Genomic DNA, 24,666 nt, shown 5'->3' with positions numbered 1-24,666 from the left:
AAGGTGAGAAGGAAAAATGCTTACAATAGGATAAAAAAATGACATTAAAACTCGTAGCTATAGGTGGTTTGGGCAATATGTTAGGTCCTTCCGCGCAGCATTTGCAAAATAGTGAGGTTGCGCGCTATTTGCGTATCTTGGATAGAGGCACAAAAGGTGCGCGTCGGGATAAATTTCGTCAAGCGTGGAAAGAACAGGGTGCAGAATTGGTGCCGGATATGAACACGCTGCTTGATGATGGAGATTTTGATGGCGTCGTTATTTGCGCAGGAAAAAATGGCGATGATTTTCAAATATTGACCGAATTAGTGCCGATGCTACATGCGCGTGCAACAGGTCGAGATTATTTTATTTTACATTTATCAACAGTGAGTTGTGAATTTGTCACAGCAACCCAGCGCTATTGTGTTGCCTATGATATGCAATACGTCAATTATCCCCTGACTGGCGGTGCAAAAGGTGCGGCAGCGGCCACCATGTTAATTTTATGCAGCGGCGATAATAATCTTTATATGCGGCTTGAGCCCATGCTGCAATTGATGGGTAAACCGAACTATTTCGGTGCTGAAGTGGATTTAGGCGCTGCGGTCAAATTAATGGGTCATGTCATGGTGTTTCATGCGCTGTTGGGTGTTTCATTAGCGGTTACACTGCATAAGCACGTCGTAGATTCCCCGGAGTTAGGTTCTTCACAACTGGCCATGTTTGATTTTTTAAATAATGGTGCAGGTGGCTGCAGACAGTGGGAGTTTCCTGTGCGCCATGGCATTGCCGAAAATGATTGGCAGCATGGTTTTTTATTGCAACATGCGGTGATAGATGTGTTATACGCAGCACGTTTGCTGCAACAAAAACAGTTGCCGGATCTGTTGATATTGCCGTTATTGCAAACGGCGTTGTTGTTTTCTTATCTGTTAAATGCAAATCCTGGTAAAGAGCTGGCTACACAAGCCATCACGCAGTTGCTTGCAACCTCGCCTAAAGCCAGTATCGATAATTATCTAAGCAAATATCTTTCTTTAAATGTGGATGATAGTTTTAATCATTGTGTTACTTCGCTTCCAGAAGCTATTCAGCGGACTTTGATGTTGGATGTGGTTTATAAATAATAAAATATATTGGAAATCCTGTTTGAAAAAGAGCAACCCTAACTTTTAAATCCCCACAGGCCTTATGGCCTGCGACCCCCTTTTTCAAAGGGGGTGGTAAAAGGTCAATGCGCATCCCAAGGAACTTTATGAAAACTAATTTTCTGCATTTGCCCGCTGAAAAACAAAAGGAGCTGTCTGAGATAATTGCTATTATCCGACAGCACTCTGCGGTGGAGATGATTATTTTATTTGGCAGTTATGCCAGAGGTGATTGGCGGGAAAAATTGACGGAAGATGGTCAGCATTTTGTGTATCAGAGTGATTTTGATATTTTGCTGGTGGTTGAAACGCGTAGTACGACTCAGCAAGCGAGTTTGCAGCGAGATATTGCTAAAGAGATTGAGCAAACTGAAAGCATCAAAACGCCGGTTTCTCTTATCACACATGATTTTGAATTTGTTAATCGCAGGGTAAGACGCACGCAGTACTTTTTTTCTGACATTCAAAAACAGGGCGTTTTGTTGTATGACTCGGGGAAGTTTGTGTTGGCGGAGCCTGGACCATTAAATCCTACGCAGCGATATTTGGATGTTAAAAAGGATTTTGCGTATTGGTTTAACAGTGCTGAAGGATTTTTCGATTCTTCTCAATATAATTATAATAAGAAGAGAAATTCACTGGCGGCTTTTGAATTGCATCAGACAGTTGAGCGCCTTTACAGCACTATTTTACTAGTATATACCCACTATAAACCCAACACCCATGATTTAGCAATTTTGCGCAAACTGGTCAATGCATTAGATCCGCGTTTTACCGAAATATTTCCCCTGACTGATAATGTGGAAAAATATCATTTCTTAATGTTATGTAATGCTTATGTGGAAGCTCGCTACAAGCCCAGTTATGCAATTACCAAGGAAGAGCTAAATTGGCTTAAGGAACGAGTGCAGCAGTTAATGAATTTGACGAATATGTTTTGTCAGGAAAAAATAACTTTTTTTGAGCGGGAAAAAGCTGAGCATACTCAGTGAACAGTTGCAACAATTGTTATGCTTGAGTTTGACTTAAGGATTGTGTATTGCGTCAAATTACGTATAAATACGTAAATTATTTATTTTGACATAATTCGCCGTAAATGGTTTTCCATGTTATAAAATTCTTCCAGCTTTTAAAGGGGTAGGCAGATATAATAAATATATATGTGAGGATATATGCAACAAGAACAAGAAAAAAGATTATTCGATAAAATGGTAGAGTTGGAAACTAATCTATCTGGGGTTGAAGGTGTTATCTCTCACCAGAAAAGGGACGAATGAAGATGTGAGTGTTGCTGATTCGGGTTTATTGGATGTTAAGAAGGATGGTAAATCTAGTTCCAGTTCTAGTTCAGCTCTACTGCTTCCTCATCTAGCGCGTCACATCCCAATGTGGTTGTCGTAGGTGAGTCTCTAGAAGTCGCGCAGACATTTTTAAATTCTCCAGAGCTAATGAAGAATCTTCAGCTGCTGGGAGTGAAACCAGGAGGTACTGTTGAAATAAGTGTACAAACAACGGCTAAACTAAATTTACCAGAAGACAAAAAAACTAAAGAATCTAAGTTTTCTGTTTCTTCAAGTTCTTCCTATTCCAGTTCCTTTTTTTCAAATTCTTCATCTTCAGCTGTAGTTTTTTCACAATCTGATAAAAAAGGATATCAACGTCAACGGGATAAAATAATAGCGGATGTTGAACGTGAACTTACCGGAACCAAATTCACCCTCGAAAAAGCAACCGCTGCTGTGAGTGCACTTAAGCAGGGAAAAGAACGCTTTGATTCACGTGCGCATCTCTAGCAAGCATCTATGATAGCAGTGATCCAAATGTGGCAGATTGTATGAAGGAAATATCTATAAACATTGATATACAGCTACAAGTATTTAAAACGCATTTTCCACAGCTCTTCTCAGATTCGCCTGAGGGGACTTCCTTGGGTACTTCACAATAAATATGACAATGTCGCAATATATTTCAAGGGATAAATCCTTGTTCCGCAAAGGACATTGTTGAATAAATGAACTCTCACCCATTTTTTCAAAGAGGGTGAGGTTTCATTAGTTTTACATCCTTGTGGCCTGGATGTTGGGACGACGTGCGAAATTTTTAATTTTTTTCATGAAGGCAGGAGTGTGGTTGTTGTTACCTCCGGTTTGAGAAGTTCTCTCTTTTTTACTTCTAAGCGTGTAGAGGCTGTTGAAGGTACAGAAGTCGAGGAGGTAGAAGGAGCAGAAGCCTGTGTTGACGGAAAAAAGCTGGAACTGCTAGAACTACTGGAGCTGGAATGAGAGGTGCTGGTTTTGGTAGACGGTTTTGGCTGCCGATAATTTAACAGCAATTCCTTGACTTGCCTTGCTCTGGCTGCTGTTTCTGACACTTTTGCTAATCTATGTAAGTGGTTCATCATCTCAAAATCTATGGGGACATGAATGCCTTTTTCATAACATTTTTCCAGTTGTTCTATGGCTTCTTTGCAGCCTTGACGCGCAGATAAAGTAAAATAGCGAATAGCTTTCTCAAGGTTTTTTTCATGAAAACTACCAACTCCGTAGAGATAGCATAAACCATAATTGCACTGCCCTTTAGGATCATTAGCTTGCGCTGCATTTCGAAAATGTTCTACTGCTAGCCAAAGATTTTTTTCTAATGCTTCGTGTAGTTTTGCCGTTACTGTCTTTGATTTATCATTATCCTTCAAATCTTGAGGTTCACCTCTTCTTCGTAAATGATACTCACCCAGCGCATTGTGTGATTTTGCAGATATACGAGTAAATTCCTTGTCATCATAGTTATTGAAAAGTGGACGCTCGCAAGCTCTTTTATAATAGCCAAAAGCCAAGGCTAAATGTTCCTGTATCTCAGAGGTTTCTTGTTTTATTTCCTGCAATTCCTCTTTTGTAGGTGCAGATTGTTTGATACCCTTGGCTTGTCTAAGCGCGCGTTTCTCTTCCATTTTCTCGGCAATTTTTTCATGGACACAACCTAATCTGTACTCAGCTTTGGCAAATTTTTCTCTATGTTTATACAGAAATTGATCTCGATATTCTTCATAGTAGCGAATAGCCCATTCAGGGTGACCAAACTCCTCCTCGCAACGACCCAATCTATACACAGCTTCATGGGCTTGTGGAGAAAGAGATTTTTGAGCTTTTCTATAGATATCCAAAGCAGTTTGCCGTCTATCATGTACATAACCTTCAAGCCCCCCAAATCCCACGCCTTTTTCATAACAATAGCCTAAATTGATAAGAATTGTATGCTTTATAGCGCTATAGTCTTCATGCTTCCAGCTGTTTGAGGAAGCTCCTAAAGTTGAAGCCTCAGAGAATAATTGCTGTGGTGTCCAGTCTATAAGAGATTTAACGCCATGATATAAATAGCATTCTCCTAAGTCGTTTAGGATTCTTGGTGTTATTTCGTTCTTAACAATCGCTGCTTCATAGTAGCGGGCAGTTTTTTCAAAGTCTTGACCCCATGCCGTATAAAAATTAATCCCCACTTGCACTGAAGCTTTCAGTAGGGGAGGTTTTTTTATATCTTCGGGCTTTAATTTTTTAGCTTTTAATTCTTCGGGTTCTTCATCAAAATCGTTTAATTCTTTAGAGTATAAGTTAGTTGATATAGGAGATGTTGTTTGAAAGTGGTTTTCCATTAAACCTTCTGCTAATTTGGTGCTGCTCTTTTTTTCATCTTTGCTAGCCGCTTTTATTTCGACGATTTCTTCTTCGTCAGCTTCTTCCTCTTCGTCGTATTCTTCCTCTTCGTCATTCTCCTCTTCTTCGTCTTCTTCAGTAGCAACAGGGGTAGCGGAGATGGGTGGTAGAGGTTCTAAATCAGCTTCACTGTTTTCAGTTTGAGATGTTTTGAGATCTAATAATTCGATACTGGGTGGAGATTCTAATTTACTTTTGGCGGGCGCATAGCCTTTGGCGGCTGATTGCTGATAATAGTCAGCGGCTATCTCTTTATTTTGATTGCCTCCTATCCCTCTTTCAAAGCAACGAGCTAAATGATATAAACCTTCTCCATCGCCTCGATCAGCTGCGGATTGGAAATAGTTTCTTGCTTGTTTTTCATCACGGTAAACAAAGTCATTTTCTAAGAACAATTGCGCTAAAGCAATCTGGGCGGGTACATATTGATGTTTATCTGCAGCAGTTTGAAAAGCTGCAAACGCCTCTGCATATGCATTGTTTTTGATGGTTTCATCGGTTGCTTTTTGGGCACGCGCAAGATGTATTTTTCCACTTTCGTAGATAAGCTTTGGATTTGATTCATCGAGATTAGAGGTAAGATCCCCTGAGCCTACAATTTGAGCTAGTTTCTTTTCAAGTGCTGGCTTCTTGAGGGTTATTCCAAGATTTTTTAACTTCTGTTTGGCGGGGACATAACCTTTAGCAGCTGAACGCTTATAATACATTGTAGCTATTTTTATTGTTGGCTCACATCCTATGCCATTTTCGAAACAAAGTCCTAAATGATATAGACCTTTTTTATTTTTTTGGTTTGCGGCTAATTCGAAAAAATTCTTTGCTACTTTTTCATCTCGATAAGGAAAGTCTTTTTTTAGAAATAGTATTCCTAAAGCGATCTGAGCAGGCGCATATTGCTCTTGGTGGGCAGCGAAGGCTGCGAAAGCTTGTAGGTATTCACTTGCTTTGATTGTCTGATCTGTTGCCTTTTGTGCAAGTAGAAAGTGCGTTTTCCCTAATTCATAAGCAGATTTTGGATTTCGTATTTCCTTTTTATCAGCAAGAGTTTTGGAAGTAGCATCAGGTTTTTGGATTTTAGTTGGAGGCTCTAAAACTTCAAGTGGAGTTATAGTTGAAGTGAGTAGTTGTTTTTCAGGAAGCGCTGGTTGTGTGGGAGTAGGGGTAGGGCTTTCAGTGTCTTTATGTTCACCAAGTTCTATGGATTTTTCACCTGCCGTTGTCTGCATATAATACCTTTAATTTAGCTTCATTTAGATTTAAACCTTTCGCGTCAAGTTGATTGTTGAATAATTCACATTCACTCGGTTGCTATTCTTCCTGAGCGCGCGGGTGGCTCGCCTGCTTTTAATTTTGTGAACGAACCGCTTGCACTCACAGGAATGACAATCAAGGGGATTAGACAACAATGTCCCTCGAATCCATGAATTAACCCTGTTTTTATTGATAGAATATCGATTTCATTGGTGGCTATGGGTGGACTTGAACCACCGACCTCAGCATTATGAGTGCCGCGCTCTAACCAACTGAGCTACATAGCCGAAGGAAGTTGAACTGGTTATTTTGGCGGACTGGTGGCTGATTGTCAATGTAAAATAGGCAAGGGTTGAAACGTCTCTGTGGTGACCAAAGGGTATTCCCTTACGAGAGTTTACAATGCTGAGCCTTGTAGCATGGTTGTCGCTTCAGATACTTGATTCACTTGGTTGATAAAATGCTGATGCAGGCAAGTATCATTTGTCAATTCAGGATGAAACGTCGCCAGCAAATAGTGATTTTGCTGCACGCAGACGGGTTCATTGTCGCAGGTGGCGAGGACTTCAACGGAGGAGCAGACGGTGCTGATGCGTGGTGCGCGGATAAAGAACATCTCTAAAGGTTCAGTTTTGAGTTTGCAGGTGCCGTAGGTGATATGGCTGGATAATTGCCGGCCATAGGCGTTGCGCTGGATGGTGACGTCTACTAGTTCTAGGCTGGGTTGTGTGGGGGCAAAGACGTAGCGTGCCAGCAGAATAGCGCCGGCGCAGGTGCCGAATAGCGGTAGCCCTTGCTGACCTTTAGTTTTGATGGCGTGAAATAGGCCGGTTTCCTGCAAGAGTTTCAGCATGGTGGAGCTTTCGCCGCCGGGTAGAATTAGACCCTGCGCTTTTGTTAATTCGGAAGGTGTACGTACGTAATGCCAAGGGGTTTGCAGGTTGGTCAGCATTTGTGCATGTGCAGCATAACCCCCTTGCAGCGCTAATATACCGATGCTCATGTCTTTCTTTACTCGCTGCGATTTTGTAGCAATTCTTCCTCTCTTAATAAGCGTATGTCCAATCCTGGCATGGCTTCGCCTAATTCAGCAGAGGCTTCAAGTAGGCGTTGTGGGTTATCGTAATGGGTGGTGGCGGTGACGATGGCGCGGGCGCGGGCTTCGGGGTCGCTGGATTTGAAAATGCCTGAGCCGACGAATACGGTTTCAGCACCCAGTTGGCGCATTAATGCGGCATCGGCAGGTGTGGCAATACCGCCGGCGGAGAAATTAGGTACGGGTAATTTGCCGTGTTCAGCGACCCAACATACGAGTTCTAAGGGGGCGCCTAAGGTTTTGGCGGCTGTGGGTAGTTCTTCGGGATCGAGGACGGTAAGTTTGCGTATGTCGCTCATGAGGGTGCGCATGTGGCGTACGGCTTCTACGACGTTGCCGGAGCCGGCTTCGCCTTTGGTGCGGATCATGGCGGCACCTTCGGCGATGCGGCGCAGGGCTTCACCTAAGTTGCGGCAGCCGCAGACGAAAGGTACGCGGAATTTATGTTTGTTAATGTGATTTTCTTCATCGGCTGGGGTTAAGACTTCACTTTCATCAATGAAGTCAACTTCTAGGGCTTGTAGAATCTGTGCTTCAGCAAAGTGGCCGATGCGGGCTTTGGCCATGACGGGAATGGAAACGGCTTCCATGATGTCGCGGATAATTTTCGGTGATGCCATACGCGCCACGCCGCCCATGCGACGGATATCGGAAGGCACTCGTTCTAGCGCCATTACGGCACAGGCGCCGGCGCTTTCAGCGATAACTGCCTGTTCGGTGGTGGTGACATCCATAATAACGCCACCTTTTAACATTTCGGCCAATCCTACCTTTATTTTCCACGATTCATTGCTGAATAAACTCATAAAACGGGTACCTCTTTTGGGTCAAGGGCAGAGTTTTACTGCCTGTTAATTATGGGGGACATATTGTATCATGTTATTGACTGGGATAGGAATTTGCAATCGCGGGAACGCTTCAAGTAAAGAAGGCTACGAGATTAAGTTAGTTTAAATTTGAATGAGGCTAGAGAATGATGGGTGATGAAAAATTTTCGACATCAAAAGCTAGCAAAACACGAAAACGGGAATGGATAAGAAAAGCATGGGTCACTTATCCCGAATATTATCCATGGGCTCTTATTGAGCGAGATGATAGCTTTGATTTATGAAACAAGCTGCAGGACAAGTGGTTACAATTATAGATTTGAGGAATACATTAGTGGAAGCAATCGCGCTCTGGCAAAAGTGCATGGATCACTTAGAAAGTGAAATTTCGCCAGATGAATTTAATATCTGGATCCGTCCGCTGCAAATTGAAATGGCGCAAGGTGAATTACTATTGTTGGCGCCTAATCGTTTTGTTATGGACTATATCAATGATAAATTCATTGAGCGCATTACGCGTTGTATTTATGAATATAGTCCTGATGCGCAATTAACCGTACGCTTGCAGATTGGCAGTAATCAACGTCCAGTTCCAGTGATGCCAGCAACTCACACAGACTTGCCGGCAGCTGCCATCGCTGCAGTTCCCAAAAGTTTTGGTGAGGGTGCGCCGAACAAACCCAATCCGCAATTTAATTTTGATAATTTCGTTGAAGGTAAATCCAATCAATTGGCACGTGCAGCGGCGATGCAAGTGGCTGACCATCCCGGAATTGCCTATAACCCGCTATTTATTTATGGGGGTGTGGGACTGGGGAAAACGCATTTGATGCAGGCGGTAGGAAATTATATTTCAGCCAAAAAACCTCATGCGAAAGTGCTTTATCTACATTCAGAACGCTTTGTTGCTGATATGGTTAAAGCCTTGCAACGTAATGCTATGAATGATTTTAAGCGTTATTACCGTTCGGCGGATGCTTTATTGATTGATGATATTCAGTTTTTTGCGGGCAAGGAGCGTTCTCAGGAAGAATTTTTCCATACATTTAATTCTTTGTTGGATGCGCAGCATCAGATCATACTGACTTGTGATCGTTATCCTAAAGAAATTAGTGGTCTTGAGGAACGTTTGAAGTCGCGGTTTGGTTGGGGCTTAACTGTGGCAATAGAGCCGCCGGAATTGGAAACGCGAGTGGCTATTTTAATGACTAAAGCTGAGCAATCGCGCATTGAATTGCCGAATGAAGTGGCGTTTTTTATTGCTAAGCGGATTCAGTCTAATGTCAGGGAGTTGGAAGGTGCGTTGAAGCGGGTGATTGCGAATTCGCATTTTACTGGTGAGCCGATTACACTGGATTTTACCCGTGAAGCTTTGAAAGATTTGCTGGCTGTTCAAGCGAAGTTAGTTTCTATCGAAAATATACAGAAAACGGTGGCGGATTATTATAAAATCAAGCTCGTGGATTTGTTGTCTAAGCGACGCACGCGGTTTTTAGCGCGCGCAAGACAAATGGCGATGGCGCTAGCTAAGGAATTGACCAACCACAGTCTGCCTGAAATCGGCAATGCTTTTAATGGACGCGATCATACCACCGTGCTACATGCCTGCCGCACGATTAAAGATTTAATTGCCTCTGAGGTGGGTTTGAAAGAGGATTATATGAGTTTGTTGCGGGTGTTATCTACGTAATTCGCTAATTACATTAACATTAAAAGGTTAAGATTTATGAATCTCACTATTCAACGCGAAGCATTGCTTGAACCCTTGCAATTAGTTATTGGCGTAGTTGAACGCCGCCAAACTATGCCGATATTGGCTAATGTATTGCTGACGGTAGAAGATGATGTGCTATCGGTTACCGCCACTGATCTTGAGATTGAGCTGATTGGGCGCTCACGTTTGGAGGCGCCGGTTAAGGAGCCCATGCAGATCACCATTTCCGGGCGAAAATTACTAGATATTTGCCGAACTTTACCAGAAAAAGTCCAAATTGATTTATCCCAGGACAAGGAACGATTGATTGTGCGCTCGGGTCGCAGCCGCTTTATTCTGGCGACGATGCCGGTGGAAAATTTCCCGGCGTTTGAAGAAGGACAGACTAATCTGGAATTCAGCGTTGAGCAAAAACATTTCAACAATTTATTGCAACGCACGCATTTTGCCATGGCGCAACAAGATGTGCGTTATTATCTAAACGGTATGCTGTTTGAACTCAAAGAAGGCAAAATGCGCACCGTTGCTACCGATGGTCACCGTTTTGCTATGACTAGCATTGCAACCCCCCTGGCCGGACAAGAAAAAACCCAAGTCATTATGCCGCGCAAAGGCGTGATGGAGTTATTGCGTTTGCTTAAAAATGAAGCATCTGAGGTCGTCGCTGTAGTAGGTGAAAATCATCTGCGTGTCCGCGGTGAGGCATTTACCTTTACTTCTAAGTTGATTGATGGTCGTTTCCCGGATTATGAACGGGTATTGCCTAAAACTACGGGAAAATTTGTGGCGGTCGATCGCGATGCGCTACGCGAAGCATTGATGCGAGTGGCGATTTTATCCAATGAAAAAGTCCGGGCGGTGCGTTTACAGTTGCGCAGTAATTTATTGCATATACTGGCTAACAATCCCGAGCAAGAAGAAGCCGAAGAAGTGTTGACTGTCGACTATGATGGTGAGGATATGGAAATTGCTTTCAATGTCACTTATTTACTCGATGTGCTGAATACGGTTAACACCGGCGAGATTAAATTGACCTTCCTCGATGCCAACAGCCGTATGTTTATGGAAGAAGCTAATAATGAAGATAGTTTGTTTTTAATCATGCCTTTGCAAATATGAGTTTGACGCTGCTTGCGGTTAACAATGTACGTAATCTTGTTGATGTTAAACTCCACCCAGCTGAACGGTTTAATTTATTTTATGGCGCCAATGGTAGTGGTAAAACCAGCCTGATAGAAGCCATTTACTTTCTAGGATTAGGCCGTTCTTTTCGCAGTCGTTTACATTCTCGCATTATTCAGCACGGTGCAACGCATTTTTCTTTATTCTCACAAATCCAATGTGGAAGTCAGCTATTGCCGGTAGGTATGGAGCGTCATATCAATGGTGATAGCCGCATACGCATTGCGCAAGAAAATGTACGCTCTATTGTCGAAGTGACACGTCTGTTACCTCTCCAATTATTAAATCCAGATAGCCGCTTCTTATTGTTGGGCAGTTCTAAGCTGCGACGGCAATTTATTGATTGGGGATTGTTCCACGTGGAACCTACCTTCCTTAAATCGTGGCAACATGCGCAACGGGCATTGAAGCAGCGCAATGCGGCGCTTAAATCTCACGCCAGTCATACGCTGGTGCGATTGTGGGATGCTGAATTGGAGGTGGCTGCGCAAGTTTTGCATCAGCAGCGCAAAGCTTATGTGGCAGAGCTCACCATGGTTTTTTCTAGGATTATTCAGGAATTTTTAACTGCAGGTAGTGCGGTTTCGTTGCAATATAAATCGGGATGGGATGAATCATTGGGTTTAAATGAGGTGTTGGAGAAATCTTTATCTCGGGATTTGCAATTAGGTTATACCCAGTATGGTCCGCATCGTGCTGACTTATTAATTCGTGTGGATAGGACATTGCCCGCTCAAGATATACTCTCGCAAGGCCAGCAAAAATTGGTGGTATATGCGCTGCATTTGGCACAAGGTATTTTGTTGAAACAACAGACGGGTAAGCGTTGTATTTATTTGTTGGATGATTTGGCGGCTGAGCTGGATACTGAGAGTCGACATCGGGTTGCTTCAGTGTTGAGTGAAATTGATGCGCAAGTATTTGTTACAGGTGTTGATAGGCAGGCGTTAGTTGAGCTGGAGCAAGTTTGCGAATCTAGATTGTTCCACGTGGAACAAGGGAAGATTGCTGTTGAAGTGTTGAAATCATTGTAGATATGCACTTGCCATTACAAAGAGATTCTGTATGGTCACAGACATGGGAGAGAGTGAACTCAGCGCTTGAAAAAGCAGTATAACACCCTAATATTAGGACTCGTATACTTCACAATTTTATCACTACACAAAGGAGAATAAATTATGCAACCGAATGTTGTTCGTTATGATCCATGGAATGTGTTGAATCAATTACAGACTGATTTAGCACAATTGTTTGATAATCGTCCTTCGATGAGGGGGGATAGTTCTAAAATAGCCACGGGTCAATGGATCCCTGCCGTAGATATTAAAGAAGAATCTAACCATTTTCTGATTATGGCGGATTTGCCTGGCGTTAAACCAGAAGATTTGGATGTCACTATGGAAAATGGTGTTATGACTATTAAAGGGCATAGAGAAACTGAGGCTAAAACTGAGGAAAGTGGTTATTTTCGTATAGAACGTTCTTCAGGGACATTTTATCGTCGTTTTAGTTTGCCGGATACGGCCGATGAAGATGGGATTAAGGCGGAGTTTAAACATGGTGTGTTAAACGTGACTATTCCTAAAAAAGAAAAAGTCAAGCCACGTAAAATCACTGTTAAGGCAGAAAAAGAAAAATAGATGCCGAGCAGTTCTTGATCTTGGGAGTGCGACGACTGGTCTGTAAAATTAAAAGCGGGTGAGTTGGTCGTACTCTTAAGTCATGCGGCGAAAATAGGTAGTGTACGCGTGTGGCGGCATCCTAACTTAAACGCAATCTCTCGGAGAATGAAACCATGAAGAAATTTATCGGCGCAGTACTGATATTTTTAGCCACCTTTATGGGGCTTGGGTATGCGCAATCAGAATCAAAAGAAGTTGCACCACCTGCACCTGCCGCAAATATTTCACTGTATGAACAGCCGGATGCAAAATCTAAGGTGATTGAGGCAATCACACCTGGTCGCGCGTTGATTCCTATTTTCAGCCAAGGCAATTGGCTAAAAGTCGCTGACCCGACTAATGGCCAGGTGGGATGGATTAATAATGAAACTTTACCTGCTCAGAATCGAGTTTATGTTAAGACCATCACCCAAAGCACGAATACCCCCAATAAAAATAGCTCGCAAGTGATTCAATATTCTGGCAATGAACAGCTGGATGAGAAACAACTTGGACAGTTAATGCAGAATCTGCAAAATCGGCAGGCAGAACTTCAGCAGGTTTTTGACCAACTTTTCAATCAAAGCGTGGTTAATTTTAATGCCTTGCTGCGTCAATTGAATCAGCAGACTTCACGACCTTGGGTATTGCCGGGACAAACTGTTATTATTTCGCCGGAGGCTAAAACGGCGGCGCCTTCAGCTCCAGCTTCAGAATCACAGTCTGGCACTAATGCTCCATCAGCGCCACAGGTTAGCTAGAGATTGTAGAGAAACAGTCTTAGCTCTCCTTCCCACCAGGCTAGGGTATGCACACATCTTTCCTTAGCTTCCAAACTAAGGAAAGATGTGTGCATACCCTAGCCCCCCAGGGGAGGGGGAACCTGGCACCATATGCCCAGAGGATAGGCGGATTTAGTTCTAGGCTTACAATAAAGAAATGAGGGCATAACAATGATTATCATAACGGGTGGTGCGGGTTTTATCGGTAGTAACATTGTGCGTGGTTTAAATGCACGTGGTCATAAGGATATCTTGGTGGTTGATGATCTGACGGATGGTCATAAATATACCAACATTGTGGATTGTGCTATTGCCGACTACATGGACAAGGATGATTTTCTGCCGTATATCCAGGGAGAAAAACATTTTCCCGTGCATGTGCAGGCAATTTTTCATGAGGGTGCCTGCTCCACAACGACCGAGTGGAATGGGCAGTGGATGCTAAAAAATAACTATGAATATAGCAAAAAGGTATTGCATTTTGCGCTCTCAAACAAAATTCCCTTATTTTATGCGTCAAGCGCCGCAGTCTATGGCAATAGCCAGGTGTTTAAAGAAGATATTCAGTATGAAGTACCGCTCAATGTCTACGGCTATTCAAAATTTCTATTTGACCAATACCTGCGGGCTATGCTCCCAGGCATCAGAAGTCAGGTAGTTGGATTGCGTTATTTTAATGTCTATGGTCCAAGGGAGCAGCATAAAGGTTCTATGGCCAGCGTGGCTTTTCATTTAAACAACCAATTGCGTAAAGATGGAATAGTACGACTGTTTGAAGGATCAGACGGTTATGGTCCAGGGGATCAACGGCGTGATTTTGTATTTATAGACGATGTGGTCAAGGTCAATTTGTGGTTTTTGGATAATCCAGATAAATCAGGTATTTTTAATGTTGGTACCGGGCGTAGCCAAACCTTCAATGACGTAGCTAACGCGGTGTTGGCATGGCATGGGGAAGGGAAAATTCAATATATTCCATTTCCTGAACACCTGCAGAGTCACTATCAAAGTTATACCGAAGCGGATATTAGTGCTTTGCGACAGGCGGGTTATCAGGAAAAATTCAGTTCGGTGGAAGAGGGGGTTAAGGCTTATCTTGATTGGTTGGAAGAGGGCTGAGGTTCATCCCCCTTTTTCAAAGGGCTTGTTACATAAATAGACTCCAACTAGTACTGTATCCCCTCTCCCCTCTCCCCTCTCCCCTCTCCCCTCTCCCCTTGTGGGAGAGGGGGCTACAGTGCTTACTCTAACCCCTATGCCCCACGAGGCATAGATATTTTTGCAACAATATTTTTTCAAAGGGTGAGTCAACTACGCACAAGGACAGAGAAATTAAGTTACTCTTTCAATAATTTCCCAATCTGCGCTTCTTTAGCCTGATCCGCAGTCTTATTCGCTTGAATATTCTGTAATACCATTACCGAAAGCGTCGCTAAAATGCGTTCATTCTGCATTTGTGCTTCATAGTTTTGACGTTGAATTTCAGCCAGGACATTTAATGTTTCCCGCTGCACGGTAGAGTCAGAAGCGGTGGCCATTTGTTGGTACCAGTCGCCTTTATTATCCGTACGGCGGGTAGCGAGCCAGGCTCTGACTTCCAAGGGACTTGCATCTTTTTCTTTCATGCCGGCGAGTTTGCCTAAACCTTCTTGTGGTAAGCGTTCGGCATACATTTTCAGCAAGTTATTAACTGCCATGGAACGGGCGGCGACCACAGAGCGCACGTAGCGCACATAGTAGCGGCCTACCGTTGAAGACTGTAGCAAACGACGTTGTTCTGGAGTCAGAGTGGTCATATTGACAGTGGAAACGGGGTCAGCCAAGCTGGTGATAAATTGAATATAGTTTTGTGCATTTTTCTTAGCATCATCATCTGGGTAAGATAGCTTCGATAATAATGAACCTACGTCAAAGTTGAGGTCACCTGCAGGGGCTTTAGTTTCTTCTTTCTGGTTTGCGCCTCCTGACACTGGGGCAGGGTTATTCGTAGAAGAAGCGTTGGTGGATTGGGGCTGATTGTCACTGGCAGGCAGAGAAGACAGGATAATGCTTCGTTTGTCTTCATTTTGGCGAGTCAGTGCTTCTTTAATCTGAGGTAGTGCTTGCTCATTGATGCTGTCTTGCACTTTAGTTTTCACATCTTCATTTACAGCGGTGTTGCCTGCAACTGTTGCGGGATAGGTGGGGTTTTCTTCATACAAAAGACCAAGATAGTTTTTGATGGTGTTTTCAACTACGTCTAGGGCGCCTTCCTGAAAGTCATTAATGGCATTCACCAGATCCTGCAGCGTTGCAGCTTGCGCGGATAAGGGTGCTGCCAGGCAGAGACAAGATAGTAATAAACCTTTGCGTGTTAAGTTAATCATCGGTAATTTAAGCTTTTTCATAAAAAAACCTGCGTTTAATAATAGGGGATGTTTTTGGGTTTGGAATTTTGTGGTTTATTTGGAGCTGTCTCCGGCGGTGAAGAAGGGGCGGGAGCTGGCGGAGTGACAGCTTCAGGAGCAGTGGGTGTTTGCGTTGGGTAATTCACTGCAGGTGCTGGTTGTTGTGGTATTTGTTGTACTGGCGCGGGGTTGGCGGGCGCGGCCGTGTTGGGTATATTTCCAGCTGTGCCTTGGGGGGGTGTGCTTTGTACGTTGCTGATGGCTTGGTTCAGTTTTGCTTCGTTGACGCGGGATCTCGCTTTATTGATGCCTTCGGAAAATTTCTCCATTTTGTTTTTTATTTTTTCATCTAGGGCTTTTTGCAAGTTGACACACGCATCGTGCATCACTGGATTTTCAGTATACTCGGGAGCGTCGCATTTTAATTGCGCAAAGCTTGAGACGACAGTAAATAACAATACTAAACCTAAAATACCTGATTTCATTCTTTATCCTCCAAAACCTTGGTCACCATGGCGAATCTTTCAGGTGAAAAGACACGTGTCAGTAACCGCAAGCGTTCAAATACGATATTACGACGTAAGAATAATCCGGCGACATCGTCGCTGGAGGTGCTGGTGTTCTCAGCATGCATTAATAATTTTGAAGCAGCGCCCGGGTGTGCGGTATCCAAGCACTGTAATAGTCGTAAGTTGCGGCTGGCTTTGATGTAAGCCGCCAGTTTAATAAAATCATCTTCGCGTTGTAGGTCGATGCCGCCAATGTCTTCCAGCGCTTCACCTAAGCGGGTCATGGAGGCTTCAAACTCTGGGTTTCCATCCAGCGTCCATTCTTCTACCCCTTCCATGAAGGTAACGACCCGGTAAATAATGGGGTCTTCATAGTCATGCCAAAAACGGTGTGTGGCTTCCAGGCTTAGGTCTGGCATAGGTTAGTGCTCCAGGGTGAGGAATTACTAAATTTTTTATATTATACACTAATTTATCTTATTGTTTTCTTAAGTGCACCTTTTGAAATTACCAACAAAAAGCCAAAATACGCTTTTCAGCCGTTAAAAACGGGAAATGGGAGGCTTAATACAGTTTTAAGGCTCATTTGCTAGCATATTCCTTTAAATAAAAATCTAATACCACTTCTACTTCTGAAGCAAAAAGTCTTTCTAGATTTTTTGTAACTATTCAGTACATCGTTCGTATCTAAAAGTGTAGGAAATATAAAAAATGAACATTTTAGAAGAGAAAGATAAAAAAAATACGAAATTTGATTCGCTTCCTCTAGGCAAACAATATGCTTTCCTACTCAATAAATATCAATATTGGAAAAATTTATATTTAGATATTGACCCATCCTTTACTGATTCCACTATGAAATTGGCAGAAATATTGACTCATTATTCAATATTAAAGAAACAATTAAGCGAATTGTATGGGAGAACAACAGGCATTTGGAATATTAGATTAAAAAAGAATATTTATGACCTCCTGGTCGTAATAACTGCTGATATATCAACAATAGAATCAACTAAACAAAAATCGAAGGAAAACCCAAAATTATTAGCCGAAGAAAAGCTCGAGCCTGCGTCTGATATGAAGGAAGCAAAATCAACAGCTGAACCAAATTTTAGAATAAATGAAATCCCTGCCGGCCCACTTTCTAACATATTTAACTATTTCTCTCCAAGCGAACTCGCGCACCAGGCTAGTGTCAGCAAAAATTATTTACGTAAAGCCAATGAAGCAGAACTAAAAGCACCTTCGCCCTATGCCTCGCAAATCATCGATTTTGATCCCGGAAGAAATGCAGAACTGGATTCCTTAATAGCGAGTCTGGCTTCAAAATTATCAAGTTTTCATATGGCGCTATTACATTCTGATCCGCCAGGAGAAGCTTCGTTGCTCAAAACCAATATGCGCAGGGTATTTTTACAGATACGTGGCGAAATTCTGGCAGGAAGAATCTCCATTAAAGATTGTATCGAAGACATAAACGAACTGTTGGCATTGGAAGCACCAGAACAAATAATAGCTTTTCTTCGCTCTGATTCATTATTGGCTAAAGCATTACTAAGAGGATTAGAGTCTTGGAAACTAAGTTTATTGGAGGCGGGTTTTAGCTTTTTGGATTTATTTGCAACTTGGGTAAGCCCTGCACATGCTGAAGCGATCACCAAGGGTTGGACAGTCGAAGAGTTAAGAGAATTAAATAAACATCAAGCGATGGGGTTAGTAGCAGGTTTTTCTTTAGATCAAGTTCGAGCTGATTGGTTTGCTCCCATTCATTTAGAAGCTCGTGAATATATGTTGGCTCATCAGATTGAAATCTTAAACGTTAATGTTCAGGCTATTTTGCGTAACATCTTACATACTCTTTTGCTAAGAGAAATACCTGAGGGAGACATCACATCAGCTGAATGGCGTCAACTATTTAACACCACTATAGAAGAAACAGAATTTAATCAGAGAACACCTTTATATATCATCGTCTCAAAAGGTCATACGCGATTATTATCTCTCATGTGTGATGTGGGCGAGTATACAGCTGATGATTTGCGCATAGCGGTTTCAACGCCGGTACCGTTGGGCAAGACACCTATCTTTGCCGCCGTTTTATTTGGTCGGCATGAGATGTTGGAAATGATATGCGAGCGATGCTATACCCCAGAAAGATTGCGTATGACTATTGCGACTATTGCCGATATGCCGAATAGAGTATCGCCTGTATTTATTGCAGCTACTGAAGGCTATCATCTCGTTTTAGACACAATCTATCGAAGAGGCGGCTATACACCTAAAACTTGGCGAGAAATTCTTAACGCGGCTGTGGTCTTTTCTCCTCCCTATACAGGACAAACGCCTCTATACATAGCGGCAGATCAAGGTCATGCGGAAGTATTGGCTAAGATGTATCAGCGGGGTGGCTATACCCCTGAAACTTGGCGCAGAGCAATAAACACACCGTTAAGTGTGGGGGATAGGCAAGGAGATACGCCTTTATACATAGCAATTATTAAAAACCAGCAGCAAGCATTAGATGTCATGTACCAGCTGGGTAACTATACTCCTGAAACCTGGCGAGCGATGCTTAACACGCCTCTGCCCTATAGTCCTTATAGATGGAAAACACCTTTATACATTGTGGCAGATCAAGGTCACGCGGAAGTATTGGCTGAGATATATCGACGGGGTAGCTATACACCTGAATCTTGGCGCACAGCAATAAACACACCGTTGACGCAGGGAGAACAATCAGGAGAAACAGCCTTATATGCAGCAATTATAGGCAACCAGCAGCAAACATTAGATGTCATGTACCAGCTGGGTAACTATACTCCTGAAACCTGGCGGGCAATGCTTAACACGCCTCTGACCCATGGTCCCAATACAGGGCAAACACCGTTACACATTGCGGCTGATCTGGGTAACGTTGGAGTATTGGCTGAGATGTATCGACGGGGTGGCTATACCCCAGAAACCTGGCGCACAGCAATTAACACACCATTGACTCTGGGGGGCAGGAAGGGAGAAACACCTTTATATGCTGCAGCTTCGAGCAAGCTTATACAAGCATTGAATATAATATATCATCTGGGTGATTACACCTCAGAATCATGGCTTGAAGTGTTGAATTTTCCTTTAAATGTTAGAGGCTGGAAACAAAGTCCCTTACAGGCGTTTCTATTGAGAGCTTCACCCGCTCAAGAAAGAACGATGAAACAAATGTGTGAATATACTGATAAAGAATGGGAAAAGGTAAATCCTTTAGCCAGGAAGGCCTTATATTGGCTTGCAGATGGTTTTTTTGGAGTACTAAGCAATCCAGGCTTGGCTGATTCGAAGGAGAATGAAACAAGTGTGACTAAAAGTATGGATTCTAAAAGAATTGGTTAGAATGTGTGCAATTACTTTTTAAGTTCAATCTTACCAAGAAATTAACTCCATCCCTTCTTCAATAAAATCTCCAGGTTTATAGAATACCCGCCCTCCTTTTCCTAGGCTCACTGGGCGACTATTTCTTCTATATAGTACTAAATTGGCGTACAATTTTGTATCATATGACTGAAATAGTCGCCCAAAGAGCCTAGATTCTATGATAAACAGACTTTTAAAGTTACCCGAAGATGAAAGTTTTTTCTTATTTGGCCCACGTGCTACAGGCAAAACTACCTTAGTGAAGGAGTTACCCTGGTTTTCTGATGCCTTATATCTTAATTTGCTCAGTCCTAGAGAAGAGAGAAATTTCGCAAGAAATCCTGATGAATTAGCCGCTATCGTTCGAGCGCTTCCTGGTCATATTCGGCATATTATTATTGATGAAGTCCAGAAATTACCAAAGCTTTTGGATGTGGTACATGATTTGATTGAAACCACCGACAAAAAGTTTGTACTAACAGGTTCCAGTGCCCGCCAGCTACGCCACGGTGGAGCTAATCTTTTGGCTGGCCGCGCTTTTGTCTACTATTTATTTCCTTTTACCTATATAGAAATAAAAGATCAATTTGTATTGCAAGATGCATTGCGCTGGGGGTTATTACCTAAAATACTTAGCTATGATTCCGATGAAAAAAAACAATTGTATTTGGAAGCCTATACAAATACCTATCTTAAAGAAGAAATTTGGGCAACGCAGTTTGTGCGTGAATTAGATGCATTCAGGCATTTTTTAGAAGTTTCCGCACAAAGTAATGGTAAAATAATTAATTTTTCCAATATTGCGCGGGATGTAAGCGTGACTCCTAAAACGGTAGGAAAGTATTTTTCAATTCTTGAAGATACGTTACTTGGATTTTTCCTCAATGCATTCCAACATTCTTTTCGTAAACGTCTTAGTAAAGCTCCTAAGTTTTATTTTTTTGATCCGGGGGTAGTAAGAGCATTAACCTCGCAATTATCTTTACCTTTGCAAGAAAGAACCAGCGCGTATGGTGAAATATTTGAGCATTTCATTATTCTACAATCTAGACAGTTGGCGAATTATTTTCATCGAGAATATCGGTTTTCATATCTGCAGACTAAAGATGGGGCGGAGATTGATTTGGTGGTAGAACGCCCGGGTCAACCAATACTTTTTATTGAGATTAAAAGCAGTAATAATGTGCAAAATGCAGATTGCAGTAATTTAAGAATGCTTGCTAGAGATTTTGGGGATTGTGAAGCTGTGTGTTTCAGTAAAGATCCTTACCCTAAGCAATTAGATGGTGTTATGGTGTATCCTTGGCAGCAAGGTGTTGCTCATTATTTTACAGAGAGGAAATTATGATGAAAAAAATAAAACTAATAGTTATAGCAGGCTTGGTGTTTTTATATGCTCAGATGATTTTTGCAATAAGCACAGCTCAACCTTTAAAGCTGAATGATAATATGACCATAGCTCCTGAAATAACGCATCAGGAAGATAAATCACAAGGTACGCGGATTGATTTAGTCTATCCTCAAATTAAAGGCGTCAGCCTTTCCGAAAATGAGGGAACATTTAATCAATTGGTGAAATCGATGATGGCGTCACAAGTGGCACAATTCAAAAAGGATGCGCATCTCTTATCATCTAAACACAATAATCTATCTATTAATTATCAAGTCTATGTGAGCAAGCCAGATGAGCATCACATCATTAGTGTATTATTCACATCTGAATCCATGATGGAAAAACAGGCACACCCTGTTCATGCGATGCTAACTTTAAACTATGATCTTAGTACCGGGAAAGCCTTAACCTTGAGTGAATTATTTGAACCCCATTCAGGTTATCGTAGTGTCATTGCCGATTATTCAAAGACTGTGTTAAAACAAAAATTTCCCGAGCTTCAGCCTTTTGCAGCAGGCTTAGAGCCAACCCCAGAAAATTTCAGTGTCTGGAATTTACGGGCAGCAGATATCCTGATTCATTTTAAGGAAGCACAAGTCGCACCAAGAGTTTACGGTACAATAGAAGTGGCAGTACCCTATCAGGTTTTGAAAGAAGTGCCGCTGGCGCCTTGGTTAATGCACTGTGTGGATCATCCAGAGCGTTGTGTTGCTCCGAGTAATTAAGGGAGAAGGAGGAAGGGGTAATACTTGACCCTTCTTCTCAATCTTCCCAAGAAATTAACTCCATCCCTTCTTCAATTAAATCCCCAGGTTTATAGAATATATCTTTAACTTTACCATCAGCAGACGCATAAAGTGTATGCTGCATTTTCATGGCCTCCACTGTAAGTAAGCGGTCGCCTTTTTTGACAGTTTGGCCTTGGGTCACAAAAATTTCGGTAAGGGCGCCGGGCATAGGGGCAGTGATGCGTTGTGAGAGTTCGGTGTCTTTGGCGGTGGTTAGAGGATTGGCAGAATTAAACACGACATGTTGGCCTAATGCGAATAGGTGTAGATGGCTATTGGCAGTTACTAAGGTACCGCTGATGTTTTGTTGATCGAATACGGCAGTGATTTCATTACCCTGGGATGAAAAATCATCAATCGTATGGGTGTTTTCATTAACGGAGATAGTTGTTACTTTGCCTTCTTGCAGTTGCAGGGTTACGCTGAAAGTCTGCTGTTGGGTCTTAAGATATATGCTATGTTTTGCGGGTAGATTTAAGCGCCAGCTGTCACTTTGAAACCAAGGTGAGTGAGGATCAGAAGCAGTTTCGATCGAAGATTTCTGTGTGGTTTGTTGTTCGATCAATATGCCTAGCGCAGCCAGTGCCAAGAGTGAGTCTGGTACTGGTTTTGAGGGTGCTAACAGCTGATCCATATGCTGTTCTATGAAATGGGTATCAAGTTTTGCAGCTGCAAAGGCGGGATGAGTCGTAATCGCTGTTAATAAGGCCAGATTGGTCGTGACGCCGACAATTTGGCATTCTGTCAATGCGTGATGCAGACGTTCTAGTGCTAAACTTCGGTTCTGATCCCAGGTAATGAGTTTGGCGATTAATGGATCATAGTACACGCTGATGCTGTCGCCTGCCGTGACACCGGTGTCTATGCGTACGTTAGCGTTTTCAGTGGGAAATTTTAGATGAGAGAGTTTGCCGGTTGATGGCATAAAATCTTTTTGCGGATCTTCGGCGTAAATTCGTGCTTCAAACGCATGACCGGATAGTGATAATGCGGATTGTTGGGTAATGGGCAAGGGTTCGCCATTAGCAACACGTAATTGCCATTCCACTAAATCCTGCCTGGTAATCATTTCTGTAATGGGATGTTCGACTTGGAGGCGGGTGTTCATTTCCATGAAATAAAAGCTACCTTCTTCTGACAGTAAAAACTCTATAGTCCCAGCGCCTCGGTAATGAATAGCTTTTGCAGCATTGACGGCAGCTTGCCCCATGGCTTGGCGTAGTTCAGCGGTGAGGCCGGGGGCGGGTGCTTCTTCTATAATTTTTTGATGGCGGCGCTGCAGGGAACAGTCACGTTCAAATAAATACACGGCGTTTTGGTGGGCATCCGCAAATACTTGGACTTCTACATGTCGGGAGTGTTGCAGGTATTTTTCTAATAGGACACGATCATCGCCGAAACTGGCTTTGGCTTCGTTTCGAGCAGCATTGAGTGCTTCAATAAAATTTTCAGGGTCTGTAACGACTCGCATGCCTTTGCCGCCCCCACCGGCTACGGCTTTAATTAGCACGGGATAACCGATGGTAGCAGCGGCTTGTTTTAGTGTTGTATCATCTTGAACTGCTTGGTGATAGCCGGGAATAACTGGCACATTGGCGTTTTGCATGAGTTGTTTGGCGGTGTTTTTTTCGCCCATGGCGCGGATGGCAGTTGCGGGCGGTCCAATGAATACAATGCCGGCTTCTGTGCAGCGTTCTGCAAAATCTGCATTTTCTGATAAAAAACCATATCCTGGGTGTATTGCTTGTGCTTGTGCGTTGTGCGCTACTTGAATGATAGCCTCGCCGCATAAATAGCTCTCGCTAGAGGGGGCAGCGCCAATGCAATAAGATTCATCTGCCAGTTTGACGTGCAGCGCGTGTTGATCGGCTTTAGAGTAAATGGCTACTGTCTGGATATTGAGCCGTTTAGCAGTGCGTATCACGCGGCAGGCGATCTCGCCGCGGTTAGCAATAAGGATTTTTTTGAACATACATTTGCTTCTGAAAGTTGGCATGGAGCTGGTTAGCATTTTGAATAATCAGATAATAGAGGTCAAATGTCCATTGCTTATATTCAGTAATAGCCCAGCAATTACAAATACTTTACAATAAAACCAGTTTTTGTAGAGGAAATTATGACGCAAGCGCTATCTTTATTACAGATTATTCTGATTTACGCGATACCTATTTTATTTGCTATTACGGTGCATGAAGTGGCGCATGGCTGGGTGGCAAGTCGATTGGGCGATCAAACGGCACGCATGATGGGCAGATTGACGCTTAATCCAATCAAGCATATTGATCCGATTGGTACAATTATTGTTCCAGCATTATTATTGCTGACGGTCGGTTTTTTATTTGGTTGGGCAAAACCTGTGCCTATTACCTGGCGTAACTTGCGTCATCCACGCCGGGATGCGGCGTTGGTTGCTATCGCTGGACCTTTTGCTAACCTGGTAATGGTTATATTGTGGGCGCTTGTGACTAAGGTTGGGGAGTTGGTTGGCGCTAAAGCGGTGGTGATGATGGGTCAGATAGGTATTGGCATCAATTTAATTTTAATGCTATTGAATATTATTCCCATTCCACCTTTAGATGGCAGCCGGGTCGTATCTAGTCTGTTGCCGCCGCGATGGGCGGCAAAGTATAGTCTGATAGAGCCTTATGGGTTCATTATTTTGTTGGTATTGATCTTGTTTGGTTTATTGGGAGTTGTATTGGGGCCGGCAGTGATGGGTTTGAGTCAAATGGTTGCTAGATTGTTTGGTCTCTGATAGCGGTGAGCTTTTTCCTACTACAAGAGGCTATTCCCTTCAGTCTAAGATCGCTAGGAAGGTTTTGAAGACGGAGCTTGCTAAG

The 24,666-nt window shown here is 42.8% G+C and carries 20 protein-coding genes and 1 tRNA gene; 13 read left to right on the top strand and 8 right to left on the bottom strand.

The annotated features are described in order from the left end of the window. Window positions 1–38: 38 nt before the first annotated feature. The 3 genes from VHE99_01215 to VHE99_01205 all read left to right on the top strand — a co-directional run bounded on the left by VHE99_01215 (window position 39) and on the right by VHE99_01205 (window position 2,923). Window positions 39–1,109, top strand: coding sequence for an NAD(P)-binding domain-containing protein (locus VHE99_01215; GenBank protein ID HVV67646.1), 1,071 nt, complete (start codon window positions 39–41; stop codon window positions 1,107–1,109). A 128-nt stretch (window positions 1,110–1,237) separates the two neighbouring features. Next, window positions 1,238–2,122: a HEPN domain-containing protein gene (locus VHE99_01210; GenBank protein HVV67645.1), complete on the top strand. Its 885-nt coding sequence runs from the start codon at window positions 1,238–1,240 to the stop codon at window positions 2,120–2,122. A 456-nt stretch (window positions 2,123–2,578) separates the two neighbouring features. Beyond that, entirely contained in the window at window positions 2,579–2,923 is a 345-nt protein-coding gene (locus tag VHE99_01205) for a hypothetical protein (protein ID HVV67644.1), read from the top strand. A 317-nt stretch (window positions 2,924–3,240) separates the two neighbouring features. On the opposite strand, the gene VHE99_01200 is transcribed toward VHE99_01205, so the two are convergent. The 4 genes from VHE99_01200 to pdxS all read right to left on the bottom strand — a co-directional run bounded on the left by VHE99_01200 (window position 3,241) and on the right by pdxS (window position 7,990). Further along, complete coding sequence (locus VHE99_01200; GenBank protein HVV67643.1) at window positions 3,241–6,063, bottom strand: hypothetical protein; 2,823 nt, start codon at window positions 6,061–6,063, stop codon at window positions 3,241–3,243. Between the two features lie 235 nt (window positions 6,064–6,298). Continuing rightward, a tRNA-Met gene (locus VHE99_01195) sits at window positions 6,299–6,375 on the bottom strand. Between the two features lie 110 nt (window positions 6,376–6,485). Continuing rightward, window positions 6,486–7,091, bottom strand: a complete 606-nt coding sequence (gene pdxT / locus VHE99_01190; GenBank protein HVV67642.1) for a pyridoxal 5'-phosphate synthase glutaminase subunit PdxT — start codon at window positions 7,089–7,091, stop codon at window positions 6,486–6,488. Window positions 7,092–7,099: 8 nt separating this feature from the next. Beyond that, a complete protein-coding gene (gene pdxS / locus VHE99_01185) occupies window positions 7,100–7,990 on the bottom strand; it encodes a pyridoxal 5'-phosphate synthase lyase subunit PdxS (protein ID HVV67641.1) in 891 nt (296 codons plus the stop codon). Between the two features lie 301 nt (window positions 7,991–8,291). Here pdxS and dnaA point away from each other — a divergent pair, with 301 nt between their 5' ends. From dnaA to rfaD, 6 genes are all read left to right on the top strand, one after another. Next, entirely contained in the window at window positions 8,292–9,701 is a 1,410-nt protein-coding gene (gene dnaA / locus VHE99_01180; GenBank protein ID HVV67640.1) for a chromosomal replication initiator protein DnaA, read from the top strand. 36 nt (window positions 9,702–9,737) lie between these two features. Then, the gene (gene dnaN, locus VHE99_01175; GenBank protein ID HVV67639.1) at window positions 9,738–10,844 is read left to right on the top strand and encodes a DNA polymerase III subunit beta; all 1,107 of its coding nucleotides are present in this window, start codon (window positions 9,738–9,740) and stop codon (window positions 10,842–10,844) included. Window positions 10,845–10,846: 2 nt separating this feature from the next. Next, on the top strand, window positions 10,847–11,941 hold the full coding sequence (gene recF, locus VHE99_01170; protein ID HVV67638.1) for a DNA replication/repair protein RecF: 1,095 nt from the start codon (window positions 10,847–10,849) through the stop codon (window positions 11,939–11,941). A gap of 144 nt (window positions 11,942–12,085) precedes the next feature. Next, the gene (locus tag VHE99_01165) at window positions 12,086–12,547 is read left to right on the top strand and encodes an Hsp20/alpha crystallin family protein (protein ID HVV67637.1); all 462 of its coding nucleotides are present in this window, start codon (window positions 12,086–12,088) and stop codon (window positions 12,545–12,547) included. A 155-nt stretch (window positions 12,548–12,702) separates the two neighbouring features. Then, window positions 12,703–13,329 carry an SH3 domain-containing protein gene (locus VHE99_01160; protein ID HVV67636.1) on the top strand — a complete coding sequence of 209 codons (627 nt, stop codon included), beginning with the start codon at window positions 12,703–12,705 and terminating at the stop codon, window positions 13,327–13,329. A 192-nt stretch (window positions 13,330–13,521) separates the two neighbouring features. Next, window positions 13,522–14,469 carry an ADP-glyceromanno-heptose 6-epimerase gene (gene rfaD, locus VHE99_01155; protein ID HVV67635.1) on the top strand — a complete coding sequence of 316 codons (948 nt, stop codon included), beginning with the start codon at window positions 13,522–13,524 and terminating at the stop codon, window positions 14,467–14,469. Between the two features lie 218 nt (window positions 14,470–14,687). Here rfaD and VHE99_01150 read toward each other — a convergent pair whose 3' ends face one another. Genes VHE99_01150 through icmW form a run of 3 tightly spaced genes read right to left on the bottom strand, consistent with a single transcriptional unit; the run spans window position 14,688 to window position 16,665 of the window. Beyond that, a complete protein-coding gene (locus tag VHE99_01150; protein HVV67634.1) occupies window positions 14,688–15,737 on the bottom strand; it encodes a hypothetical protein in 1,050 nt (349 codons plus the stop codon). Window positions 15,738–15,751: 14 nt separating this feature from the next. Further along, window positions 15,752–16,222, bottom strand: a complete 471-nt coding sequence (locus VHE99_01145; protein HVV67633.1) for a hypothetical protein — start codon at window positions 16,220–16,222, stop codon at window positions 15,752–15,754. Further along, complete coding sequence (gene icmW / locus VHE99_01140; protein ID HVV67632.1) at window positions 16,219–16,665, bottom strand: type IVB secretion system protein IcmW; 447 nt, start codon at window positions 16,663–16,665, stop codon at window positions 16,219–16,221. The genes VHE99_01145 and icmW overlap by 4 nt, the downstream gene beginning before the upstream one ends. Before the next feature lie 292 nt (window positions 16,666–16,957). On the opposite strand from icmW, the gene VHE99_01135 reads away from it, so the two are divergent. The 3 genes from VHE99_01135 (at window position 16,958) to VHE99_01125 (ending at window position 21,763) form a co-directional block, all read left to right on the top strand. Continuing rightward, window positions 16,958–19,624 (top strand): hypothetical protein, encoded by a 2,667-nt coding sequence (locus VHE99_01135; protein ID HVV67631.1) that lies wholly within the window; start codon window positions 16,958–16,960, stop codon window positions 19,622–19,624. 199 nt (window positions 19,625–19,823) lie between these two features. After that, complete coding sequence (locus tag VHE99_01130) at window positions 19,824–20,993, top strand: AAA family ATPase (protein ID HVV67630.1); 1,170 nt, start codon at window positions 19,824–19,826, stop codon at window positions 20,991–20,993. Then, on the top strand, window positions 20,990–21,763 hold the full coding sequence (locus tag VHE99_01125; protein ID HVV67629.1) for a DUF3298 domain-containing protein: 774 nt from the start codon (window positions 20,990–20,992) through the stop codon (window positions 21,761–21,763). The genes VHE99_01130 and VHE99_01125 overlap by 4 nt, the downstream gene beginning before the upstream one ends. Before the next feature lie 37 nt (window positions 21,764–21,800). On the opposite strand, the gene VHE99_01120 is transcribed toward VHE99_01125, so the two are convergent. Then, entirely contained in the window at window positions 21,801–23,798 is a 1,998-nt protein-coding gene (locus VHE99_01120) for an acetyl/propionyl/methylcrotonyl-CoA carboxylase subunit alpha (GenBank protein HVV67628.1), read from the bottom strand. A gap of 144 nt (window positions 23,799–23,942) precedes the next feature. On the opposite strand from VHE99_01120, the gene VHE99_01115 reads away from it, so the two are divergent. Then, window positions 23,943–24,581: a site-2 protease family protein gene (locus VHE99_01115; GenBank protein ID HVV67627.1), complete on the top strand. Its 639-nt coding sequence runs from the start codon at window positions 23,943–23,945 to the stop codon at window positions 24,579–24,581. Window positions 24,582–24,666: the final 85 nt, after the last annotated feature.

The organism is Gammaproteobacteria bacterium, assembly GCA_035546635.1.
GTDB lineage: Bacteria > Pseudomonadota > Gammaproteobacteria > JAURND01 > JAURND01 > DASZWJ01.
The sequence above is the reverse complement of the archived record's forward strand: the minus strand, read 5'-3'. Positions and strand labels throughout refer to the sequence as shown.

What these genes read in the sequence shown, in the direction of transcription:
- VHE99_01215 (HVV67646.1), top strand. Translation starts at nt 39, where the DNA reads ATGACATTAAAACTCGTAGCTATAGGTGGTTTGGGCAATATGTTAGGT.
- VHE99_01210 (HVV67645.1), top strand. Translation starts at nt 1,238, where the DNA reads ATGAAAACTAATTTTCTGCATTTGCCCGCTGAAAAACAAAAGGAGCTG.
- VHE99_01205 (HVV67644.1), top strand. Translation starts at nt 2,579, where the DNA reads ATGAAGAATCTTCAGCTGCTGGGAGTGAAACCAGGAGGTACTGTTGAA.
- VHE99_01200 (HVV67643.1), bottom strand. Translation starts at nt 6,063, where the DNA reads ATGCAGACAACGGCAGGTGAAAAATCCATAGAACTTGGTGAACATAAA.
- pdxT (HVV67642.1), bottom strand. Translation starts at nt 7,091, where the DNA reads ATGAGCATCGGTATATTAGCGCTGCAAGGGGGTTATGCTGCACATGCA.
- pdxS (HVV67641.1), bottom strand. Translation starts at nt 7,990, where the DNA reads ATGAGTTTATTCAGCAATGAATCGTGGAAAATAAAGGTAGGATTGGCC.
- dnaA (HVV67640.1), top strand. Translation starts at nt 8,292, where the DNA reads ATGAAACAAGCTGCAGGACAAGTGGTTACAATTATAGATTTGAGGAAT.
- dnaN (HVV67639.1), top strand. Translation starts at nt 9,738, where the DNA reads ATGAATCTCACTATTCAACGCGAAGCATTGCTTGAACCCTTGCAATTA.
- VHE99_01165 (HVV67637.1), top strand. Translation starts at nt 12,086, where the DNA reads ATGCAACCGAATGTTGTTCGTTATGATCCATGGAATGTGTTGAATCAA.
- VHE99_01160 (HVV67636.1), top strand. Translation starts at nt 12,703, where the DNA reads ATGAAGAAATTTATCGGCGCAGTACTGATATTTTTAGCCACCTTTATG.
- rfaD (HVV67635.1), top strand. Translation starts at nt 13,522, where the DNA reads ATGATTATCATAACGGGTGGTGCGGGTTTTATCGGTAGTAACATTGTG.
- VHE99_01150 (HVV67634.1), bottom strand. Translation starts at nt 15,737, where the DNA reads ATGAAAAAGCTTAAATTACCGATGATTAACTTAACACGCAAAGGTTTA.
- VHE99_01145 (HVV67633.1), bottom strand. Translation starts at nt 16,222, where the DNA reads ATGAAATCAGGTATTTTAGGTTTAGTATTGTTATTTACTGTCGTCTCA.
- icmW (HVV67632.1), bottom strand. Translation starts at nt 16,665, where the DNA reads ATGCCAGACCTAAGCCTGGAAGCCACACACCGTTTTTGGCATGACTAT.
- VHE99_01135 (HVV67631.1), top strand. Translation starts at nt 16,958, where the DNA reads ATGAACATTTTAGAAGAGAAAGATAAAAAAAATACGAAATTTGATTCG.
- VHE99_01130 (HVV67630.1), top strand. Translation starts at nt 19,824, where the DNA reads ATGATAAACAGACTTTTAAAGTTACCCGAAGATGAAAGTTTTTTCTTA.
- VHE99_01125 (HVV67629.1), top strand. Translation starts at nt 20,990, where the DNA reads ATGATGAAAAAAATAAAACTAATAGTTATAGCAGGCTTGGTGTTTTTA.
- VHE99_01120 (HVV67628.1), bottom strand. Translation starts at nt 23,798, where the DNA reads ATGTTCAAAAAAATCCTTATTGCTAACCGCGGCGAGATCGCCTGCCGC.
- VHE99_01115 (HVV67627.1), top strand. Translation starts at nt 23,943, where the DNA reads ATGACGCAAGCGCTATCTTTATTACAGATTATTCTGATTTACGCGATA.